Genomic DNA, 7,629 nt, shown 5'->3' with positions numbered 1-7,629 from the left:
GCCGCCAACCGCAACCGACAACTGCGGAGGGGTAATCACCGGTACCACCGAAACCGAACTGCCCATCACATCCTCGACGACCATCACGTGGAGCTATGCCTACGGGGACGGTGAATCGTTGACGCAGGAGCAGGAAGTGCTTATCGCAGATTCAGAGGCTCCGGTTGTAGTTACCCAGGACGTTACCATTCACCTAGGACCCGGAGAAACAGCATCTATTGATCCAGAGGATATTGATAATGGGTCAACAGATAATTGTGAAATTGTAAGCTACAACCTGGATAAAGACCAGTTCAGTGAAGAAGATGAAGGAACTAATACCGTTACCTTATTTGCCACTGATGTCGCTGGTAACGTTGGGTCAGCTACCGCAACTGTAACCATCATTTTAGACGGTACAGGCCCCTGTATACCAGCTGAAATTTTATCTATTTCCAGTCCTTCCACGCCAAGCCTGATCAATGAAGTCGTGACTGTGACCGTAGAAGCTACTGGAACTATCACTGAAGCCACCTGGACTTGGGGGGATGGGTCTGAGACCATAGTGAGTGCACCCTTTTCTTCCTTAAGCGCAAGGCATCAATATGAAACGCCAGGTATTTATATTATCAACCTATCTATTAAAGATGATTGCGGGGTAACAAGCTCATCTGATTCTGAAATGGTCGTTATATTTGACCCATATGGAGGGTTTGTGAACGGAAACGGTTGGATTTGGTCTCCAAAAGGTGCCTATACGTTCAACACGAATGCTGAAGGCAGGGCCAACTTTAATTTTGTTGCCAGATATGATAATGATGGCAGCGGAGTACAAGGGAATGCGCAGTTTAGGTTTAATCTAGGCCAACTCCGTTTTCGCAGCACAATGTACGAAGAAAATTTTCTACTAATAGGAAACCATAAAGTGATTTTGAAAGGAGAAGGATTAATAAATAACGAATCAGGGTTTGAATTTATGATTTTTGCCTCTGATGGAGATCTGAATCCAATAGATCAAAATGATAAGTTCAGAATTAAAATTTGGAGAACAAGTAATGGGGAAATAGTCTATGATAATGAGATGGGAAATCCGGATAGTGCTGATCCAATTACTGGGTTAGGTGGTGGCAATATTAACATTCATGTACCAAAAGCCAGAAATATTTCCGGAAGTAACAAAAGAGTTATTGAAAATAATGGAAAAGACAAGGATGGAATGGGCAATGAAGGCATGAGTTATAATTCCATTGCACTAAACGCTAATCCGATTTTTGAAGTGGAATGGAATACACCTTGGCCAGAAATCGTAAATGCTGAATTTGTTATAACGGAGGAAAACAAGCAATTGGAGTTTGATGACATTAATTGGGACCTGACCTCCTTTACACCAATGATTTCAGGATTTCACCAAATAAATGGAAAATACCAGCTCTCTGAATTAAACGGAGACCAAAGGGAATTAACCATTTATGTTTTGGTAAAAGACAAACCTATACCATTAGGAATTTCCTTGGACAATTCTCAAATAAACAGGGACATTAAGAAAGGACAAATTATTGGAAACCTCTATACTCTTGATACTTCGGATGACCTTCACTTCTACTATTTAAATCATGATCAGGAGTCTGCCCATTATTTTGAAATCAAAGAAAATCAATTGGTATGGAATGGTTCTGGCGATGTACCGAAAGATCTGGTTTTAGACATAACTAGTGAAGACAGAGTTGGACAAAAAATCACCGAAAAAATCTTGATAAGTAGAGAGGTCGATAACATTCGGGATGTATTTATCCCGAATGTGTTCACTCCAAATAATGATGGTGTTAACGATACTTGGGGAATTCCAGGCATGAAAAACTATGGAAGTCCATATAGAATAAGTGTTTATGATCAGTCCGGAATAATGGTTTTCAGTACCAATGATGCCGAAAATAAATGGGATGGTAAATTTGAAGGAAAAGACATGCCTGTGGGTGCTTATTTCTATCTTTTGGAAAACCTTGAGAATGGTGAAAAACGAAAGGGGGTGCTAAACTTATTGAATAAATAAGGTAACCATTGAGAATTTGTGTTGGGGTTTTTTAATTAAACAAAATGGCTTAAAAGGAGTGGGGTTATCATGTGCCCAATTAATTTTGAGGCTTAAATCAGCTCTTTACAAGCAGCTTTTGTTGTATGCCACCTTGGATATCAATGAGTAATGCTAAACATAACTGGGCATTGTGCTTGCATTCCACCCCCCTCAACCCTTAAAAGTAATGATAAACTTAGCACCTTTATCGGGTTGGCTTTGTATTTCTATGTTTCCACCCAAGGAGGTAATATGATTATAAATTAAATAAAGCCCTATACCTTTACTGTCACTGTTGGAATGGAAGGTTTCTTTAAATCCAAAAATCCTGTTCCCTACTCTTTCCATATCGAAGCCCATGCCATTGTCCTGAAAGATTAGCTGAGGAAGACCTTCATTGATCAGGGAGGTTACCTGTATTTCAGGAGTTTGTCCGGGTTTAGCATATTTAATAGAGTTGGTAATCAGGTTAAGAAAAATGCTTTCCAAGTAAGAACCGTTGAACCTTATTTTCGGCAAAGCCGTGAAATCTGCCGTGATAATAGTTCTGGAATTTATTAAAAGTGAGGTTACCATGTTTTTAACTTTGTCAAAAACAGTGGGCAATTTCAATTCCTCTACTTGCACATTGAGTACTTCTTTTTGGCTTAAAGTATCCACATAACTGTCTAGCGTGGCTTTTAGCCCATCGGTGGACAATTTTAACATAGCTATAAATTCTTGCAAATCTGGATCTTGGATTTTCAGAGTGTCAATGACATTGAAGATAGCAAGGAGGTTGTTTACCGGAGCCCTAAGGTCATGTGCTGTGGTGTAGGTAAGCTCTTTTAGTTCCTGGTTGGATTTTGTCAAACGGGTAATTAAACCGTTTCGCTCTTCTTCCAGTTTCTTTTTCTGGGTGATATTTTTAGCGATGGCATAAATCAGCTTTTCTTTTTCCGCTTGAACGGAGGTCCATGACAACCAAATAATCTCCCCTTCTTTTGTCTGGTACCTATTTTCAAAGTTTAATAGGGGATTCCCCTTCATTACGTTGACTCTGGATTGAATAGTCCTTTCCAAGTCTTCCCCATATACAAAATGATTAATGGGATTATGGTACAACTCCGTTTCTTCATATCCCAAAAGCTGGATAAAAGCAGGGTTGAGCTTTTTGAAATACCCATCAAAACCAGCGATGCACAGTAAATCTGGTGACAAGTCAAAAAACAAACCCATATTAAAGAGTGCATCACCCTGTAAATGGTTATGATTTTTTAAAATCTGGCCCATAATGTGTTAAAATTGCTGTTTTAAAAAAGTTTAAAAGCGACAATGGTATGATTAAGACTTAAACTTAACACTAAATCACCTAATTGTACCAAATTATTTTAAATTATAACCAAATGAATTAACAATTTTTTCCATTACGTTAAAATCGCATTGGTTTATTATAAATTGATTTTTTTCTGGAAGAACAAATTTTAGCCTTGATTAAGATCCAATGTTTACCCCAATTCATTTATTTCTACTCAAGTGCCTATCGATAAATTCCTGATTCAGTTCGTCAGAATCCCCATATTGGGTGCGCAATTCCTCCAATCTGTCGTGTAATTCATGTTTAATATCTTCATAAGCGGGATCCTCATATACATTTTTCAGTTCCTGGGGGTCTTCCTGCAAATCGTACAACTCCCATTCATCGATATCATAGTAAAAATGCATCAGCTTGTAGCGGTCGGTGGCCACACCATAATGCCTCTTCACCATATGCACAGAAGGGTATTCATAATAAGTATAATACACGGCATCCTTCCAATCCTCTCTCTCCCCATTCATCAATTGCCTGAAGGATTCACCCTGCATGTCGCCCGGAATATTTACCCCTGCATAATCTAAAAATGTGGGTGCAAAATCCAAATTCTGCACCAAGGCATCTATTACCGTACCCTGCTCAATTTCCTTAGGGTATCGTACCATCAGGGGCATGCGAAATGATTCTTCGTACATAAAGCGCTTGTCAAACCACCCGTGTTCTCCCAAATAAAACCCCTGGTCGGAGGTATATACTACTATGGTGTTTTCCGCTAGTCCAGCCTCATCCAGGTAATCCAACACCCTGCCCACGCCCTCGTCCACAGCCGCAATGGTGCCCAGGTAATCCTGCATGTACCTTTGGTACCTCCAATGCATCAGGTCCTCATCATTCATATCAGGGTATCTCTCCATAAAATCCTCATTGATGGGTCCGTAAACTTCATCCCATTCCGCGCGTTGTGCTTCATTCATCCTGCCAATGGTTCTTTCAAAGGCCTGAATGTCCCAGCTATTGTTGTTGGGCCCTACTACGGTGCGGCTAATTCCGAGTTTATCAATGGTCTCGGGATAGAGTTTGGAATCCCCTGCCCAGTTCATATGATGAAGGATGTTCATTTCAGCCTCTTTGGCCGCTGTGCCCCTGCCCTCATAGTCGTCGAATAGGGTGGATGGTTCCTCAAACTGTCTTTTTGTAAATTCCCTGTAGTGCCTGGGTGCGGGTTCCCACTCACGATGTGGAGCCTTATGGTGATAGAGTACACAAAAGGGCTTCTCTGGATCCCTCTCGTTTTTAAGCCAATCCAAGGTAGTATCGGTGATGATGTCGGTCACATACCCTTCCTTGGTGACCCGTTCTCCTTCTATCAGAAAATCGGGATTGTAGTAGTGCCCTTGCCCGGGAAGCACCATGGAGAAGTCAAATCCCTGTGGAATCCCGTCCATATGGATTTTACCGATCATGGCGGTCTGGTAACCATTTGCTTGTAGCAACTTAGGGAAGTTATCCTGGTCCCAGTTAAAAGCGGCCATATTATCGATCTTACCGTTTATAAAGCTGTGTTTACCAGTCAGGAGTACTGCCCGGCTAGGGGCACAGATGGAATTAGTGACGGTAGCTCTGGTAAATAAGGCTCCCTCATTGGCAATGCGGTCGATATTCGGGGTTTGCATCAACTTCCCACTATAGGCACTGATGGCCTGATAAGCATGGTCATCACTCATGATGTAGATGATGTTGGGAGGGGATTTTTCCTCCTCCTTATCCTCTATGTTGCATGACGTGAAAGCGACCCAACAAAAAAGTATAAGCAGAGAGAAATAATGGGTTATAAAGGTTTTCATATGTTTATAATTTCTTTTCAGCGGTCATATAGCCTGCCCCTGCCTGCCCCGAACTCGCTTCGGGGAACTTGTTTCGGGAGCCTGTCCCGAATTTATTTCGGGAGAATCTCGCAACGATAATCATCCCAGTGTGTGACGTGCTCTTCATGCCCTGACTGCCGTCAGGACAGGCTCGATTTCATTTGGGGTTATTTAGTATGAATTACCTAAGGTATTTAGTCAACGTTAATAATTTTTCAAGTTTTTCTCCAAACTATTTTACCTTCAAATAAACCACCCAATCTTCCTCCGGATCTTCGGGTGGCATGCCCAAATCAATGATATTTCCCCCCTTAATTTCGGAGATGCTGCCCTCCAATAATTCTCCTCCTTCCCGTGGGTTATACCATTTTACCACAAATGGGCCTTCCGTTTCTCTAAGGTCCAATTCTGAGGATTGAGAATCAGCGAGATAAACCAGGTACTGTTCCCCTTCAAGTGCAAGACAATATTTGTCATTTTCATCGTCCTCGTTAAAAATAAGGGCATTCCGGTTGCTCATTTTCCAAAAGGGAATGTCATTGTCCATAAAAAAAGCATGGGCAATCCTGCAGTAATCCCAGGATCTATCCCGACTGCGATAATCTTCACTTTGCATGTCACTGTCCGGATGCCTGTTTCCAAAATAGTATTCCACTCCAGCTCCCCCAGCCATTATGTTCCCCCATAAGGTCCTTTTTCTTATATCGTGTATATCATAATCCAGGGGTTCATAATCTCCAAAGTCGGGATCCGGAGGTACTCCCGTTCCAGCAGGGTTTTGTTCATCATTGGCCACTACCCATGGTTTTCCGGCCAATTTTGACGCATTCACCCATTGGAGGGTCTTCTGGTGTACGACATCCCATGCATTTTGCAGTGAAACGCCGGTCAGATGGGAGTTTTCTCCTAACAATGGCGTATATACCTCATCCTGCTGTTGGGGGTAGGTATGGACCACCACATTGTGCCTGTAAGGATCATTCTCGTAAAAGAATTTTGTAATTTCCTGGAGCTGCTCCGTGGTTTGTGAATTTTCCTCTCCCAGGTTCCAGTTAAGAGCAAGACTGTATCCATATCGGGCAATCAATTCTCGGTAATATAAGCGCCTTTGGGGACCCAAATCCCCTCCGTCAAGGGACTCAATGATCACCGAAGAACCCCTGGCTTTATTGGTTGCTGGATAGTTGTCGTCATCCATCTCAGTTTCCTGGGTTTTAAAGTGTAAATGTAAACCCTTGGTCTGGGCATGGTCAAAGACGATTTGCCATTGGTCAAGCTTGGAGCAATCGTATTTATACTTTTCGTTTCTTTCAATAAAAGGCCATACATTTTCGCCATCTCCACCCGCATTGTAGGTCAGGAAAGAAAATGTATTCAATCCCTTCGATGCCAAATAATTAAGCGCTCCGATCAATCCCTTTCCTTTATCTCCCTTCCAAGTGGGATCCCCGTCTTGCCAGTCCCTTAGGTGATCCCTGAAATGTTTGATGGGCACCATGGTTTCCCATATTTGGGTGTGTACGTTATAGGTTCCGTCAAAATCTGCATAGGCGAGCAAGGTTTCCGGAGCATCGGGACCAATTTTAAGAAAATAGTCATCTGTCCCTTTGAATTTAAGGTAATGTTCTCCAACGTATTCCAGCCTTCCTTTGGCCCTAAAGTCCCGTCCTTCTTTATCGGTAGGACTGATGGTAAAATCGCCTTTTACCCCATCATAAGGTTCAAGTGGTTTGTACCATGGCTGATCTGACACCGCCACCAACTCCCCTTTCAAAAATGAAACCTCAAAATTCCATTTGCCAGGTTTATCAGGAGAAAGATGTGCCCGCCACTTTGTACCATTATCTGCCCCCGTCTGAGCAGCGTCACCATCCGCCGCGAAATATCCGGGCACGATGTATTCAGGATCACCGGTTTCATGCACAAACCGCACGGTCATCCGATAATCCGTAAAGGGATTGGGTTCATCGTCCAACTCATGTGCGAAAGGCCCATCCATCGTCAGAGTGACTTTGTGCCATTCCTTCAGTTCCCCTGAAATCTGTGCTTCTCCATTCCCATCAGCTTTACGCTGTTTGGGATCCGTGAATGAAAGCAAGGGGAAATAAAAGGGAGTGACGGATTTGTTCACCTTTTCTATCTCCGCTGCTTGTTCTTGAGCCAGCAGCGATGTGTGGTGAAGGAATAATGAAAAAATTAGGACGGTTATTAGATTGGGTTTGGTTATCATTTTATTTTTTTAGCATTCGCAATAATTAGTGAGACACTCTACCAATTATTGGAATAAGGTTACAAGAGCTGATTCAAAGTAAAAAATTATAAGCCTAATATCCAATAAATTATTGAGAACCTGCCTAAAAATGAAAAATTTAGCATATGTTTTTTTATTCCTTTTACAGGAAATTTGGTTCGGCTTCCAA

At 42.1% G+C, this 7,629-nt stretch carries 4 protein-coding genes; 1 reads left to right on the top strand and 3 read right to left on the bottom strand.

The genetic code is table 11. The features are described from left to right. Positions 1 to 2,029: T9SS type B sorting domain-containing protein (locus tag DB520_RS25140; RefSeq protein WP_157972252.1), on the top strand; the 2,029-nt coding region annotated here is incomplete at its 5' end. Between the two features lie 192 nt (positions 2,030 to 2,221). Here the strand turns inward: DB520_RS25140 and DB520_RS25135 are convergent. From DB520_RS25135 to DB520_RS25125, 3 genes are all read right to left on the bottom strand, one after another. After that, a complete protein-coding gene (locus tag DB520_RS25135; protein WP_114752550.1) occupies positions 2,222 to 3,322 on the bottom strand; it encodes a sensor histidine kinase in 1,101 nt (366 codons plus the stop codon). A gap of 225 nt (positions 3,323 to 3,547) precedes the next feature. Next, positions 3,548 to 5,188 (bottom strand): sulfatase family protein, encoded by a 1,641-nt coding sequence (locus DB520_RS25130; RefSeq protein ID WP_114752549.1) that lies wholly within the window; start codon positions 5,186 to 5,188, stop codon positions 3,548 to 3,550. Between the two features lie 253 nt (positions 5,189 to 5,441). Continuing rightward, on the bottom strand, positions 5,442 to 7,439 hold the full coding sequence (locus DB520_RS25125) for a DUF5060 domain-containing protein (protein ID WP_114752548.1): 1,998 nt from the start codon (positions 7,437 to 7,439) through the stop codon (positions 5,442 to 5,444). Positions 7,440 to 7,629 lie beyond the last annotated feature (190 nt).

Source organism: Pleomorphovibrio marinus (assembly GCF_003347495.1).
Taxonomy (GTDB): Bacteria; Bacteroidota; Bacteroidia; order Cytophagales; family Cyclobacteriaceae; genus Pleomorphovibrio; species Pleomorphovibrio marinus.
This window is presented reverse-complemented; position numbering and strand designations above follow the sequence as displayed.